The following is a 2,589-nucleotide window of genomic DNA, read 5'->3' as shown; positions in this document are numbered from 1 at the left end:
TGGCCGGTTGAACCAGACAAGTGGTTGGAGATCAAGCCACCAAAATTGATTGGACGCCGTGCCATTCGCCATTGCTGACAGTTGAAATAGAAGCAGCAGGTGCGAGGGACTCAACAAAAACAGTTTACAATGGCGTTATTGAAGATTAATGCATCGCCGAAAGGCGAGAGTTTCATTTGAGCTATTGACTCAGAACGGCTAATGGGTGCCACTCGTTACGGACCAATAGTCTCTCGCACTGATCCGCTACGCGGACTTTAAAAAAAGAAAAAGGTAATTTATTATATTCCTTGATAGCTTAACATAATAAATCTCTAGGTAACTATCTTGATAATGGAGTTTGCACCTCGTCGACAACTTTGTAGAAATAAAACTTTGCTTGACAGTTACATTTCTTTTATAAATGGCACAGCAGTCTGTATATGGACTTTTTTATATCCAGAACTAAATAACGATTTTTTTACAGAGGAGAATAAGCATGGACAAAGGAAAGCCGATGCATGGGATGGCTAAAGCGAAAGGTTGCAGTCATTTGCGCCTTGGAAGTTTTTGCAAACTTTTTCCCGATTTACCTTCATGGGCGAATGATTGTGACATACAAACTCAGTGTGAAGCCGAAAAAATAGCGGAGTTACTTGGAGGAGCGGGCGGAATTATGCATGATGCAACATCCAGTTCACCTGATAACACAATACCTGCTGCATATACTTTTTTTGCACAATTTATTGATCACGATATTACTTTAGATACGACAAGTGAATTGCATGGTAATGAACTTTCTAAAGATGAAATAAAAGACCTTCCTAACCTTCGCTCTGCTTCCCTGGATATGGATTGTCTTTATGGGTTTGGGCCCGAAGCTATGCCTTTCATGTATGATCAAAGTCAACCTGGAAGAATGCTGATAGGAAATAGTAAAAATGATGACGATTTGCCACGTAATAATGAAGGCCGTGCATTGATTGGTGATCCACGCAATGATGAGAATATTTTTGTCTCACAAATGCAATTATTGTTCTTACGGTTTCATAATCGCCGCATAATTGGCCGCAGTTTTGAAGATGCCCAAAAAGATGTACGCTATCATTACCAATGGATTGTTTTGAATGATTTTTTAAAACGTATTTGCGATCCAGAAATCTATTCCTACGCTATTGAGCAAGCCAGGGAGGGAAATTATCCTAAATGCCATATTCTTGATCATTGCAATCGTGTTTGTATGCCAGTAGAGTTTTCGGTTGCCGCGTACCGTTTTGGACATACAATGGTGCGTTCTGTATATCCAGCAAATGCCGATTATCCTGTTATCGACTTATTTGATGAACGTTTTGGTACAGAAGGATTTAGTACTGTGCCAAAAGAATTAACAGTTGATTGGCGTTTTTTACTTGATGTCGATGATTGTCATGATTATGTTACATCTAAAGCAATTGATCATTTGCTTGCAGATGAATTGATTCGTATGCCTGACCCTATTGTTGGTCGATTTGCATCAGATAATGATCGTTCACTAGCATTTAGAAATTTATTGCGTGGTTACGCGTTGGGCTTAGCTAGCGGTCAGCGCATAGCTGCTGCTCTAAAAGATAAAGGTTATCCACTTAACAATAATGCTGATCTACTTTTTGATGAAATACCTGGTTGGTTATGCTTGGATGAGAATTTACGTAAAAATCTTAAAGATCATACACCTTTATTTTTCTACTTGATGCGGGAAGGAGGTATATTAGGTAATGGCCAACATCTGGGACCAGTTGGATCAGCAATTCTTTTGGAGGTTTTTGGTGCAATGCTAATTCAATGCGACAGCTTTTTAAAAGTAAACGGTTGGCAACCTGATTCTTGTGTTGGGGGAATAAATCTTACGCTGGCCGATATTGTTAGATATGTTAACAGTAATTAAAGATAATAAAATAACTAGTACTATCCATTTGATATTGCCTGGTACAGCGTTACCGTGGCGTTATGCAACGAGACAGTACGCAGGAAAGAGTTGTTCCCTTTTCCAAGTACTGTAACGCGGTTGCAGAGCACCACGATAGCGCCCTGTGGGTGAGCTTGTCAGCACCCATGGTTTGCGTTGTGCGTTGTGCGTTGTGCGTTGTGCGTTGTGCGTTGTGCGTTGTGCGTTGTGCGTTGTGCGTTGTGCTTTTTGACAATAGAACGACTATTACCTGCAAGTCACGCCTTGCCGTGCACACGACAAGCTCACTGAACCCGGCAATATCATATGGATAGTACTGGTGGATGAGGGAATATGGAAATTTAAACAAAGATAGATTAACTCCATCAATTTTCGTGAACGCTTCAACCAGCATAAACCAATGATTAACAGTTCACTCGAAGCATGCCTCATACTGTTGCATTGGGGTTCAGATGACAAGACCGTCGATTACCCACTAGATGAATCACGTCACCTGAACGCCCGCCTGATTAAAGCGAAAAGTGGTTTTTTACCTGGAATTTAATGAAACGCATCAATTCAGAAACTCTAGCAGGGCAATCGGGCTTAAATTACTCCAATAATTCGTAGCAGATAATCATTATCCCAACCTGCCTTTAACCGTTTTGTTTTTACACCAACTTTTG

1 protein-coding gene is annotated in these 2,589 nt (G+C 40.6%); it reads left to right on the top strand.

The annotated features are described in order from the left end of the window. Window positions 1-478 precede the first annotated feature (478 nt). Window positions 479-1,903, top strand: a complete 1,425-nt coding sequence (locus BMY60_RS14935; protein WP_090334695.1) for a peroxidase family protein — start codon at window positions 479-481, stop codon at window positions 1,901-1,903. Window positions 1,904-2,589 lie beyond the last annotated feature (686 nt).

This window comes from Nitrosomonas sp. Nm51 (genome assembly GCF_900111165.1).
Lineage (GTDB): Bacteria > Pseudomonadota > Gammaproteobacteria > Burkholderiales > Nitrosomonadaceae > Nitrosomonas.
Note: the sequence above shows the minus strand (reverse complement) of the source record. Positions and strands in the feature narration are given on the sequence as shown.

Bases quoted from the DNA above. Each gene is read 5' to 3' on its own strand.
- BMY60_RS14935 (WP_090334695.1), top strand. From the start codon at position 479: ATGGACAAAGGAAAGCCGATGCATGGGATGGCTAAAGCGAAAGGTTGC.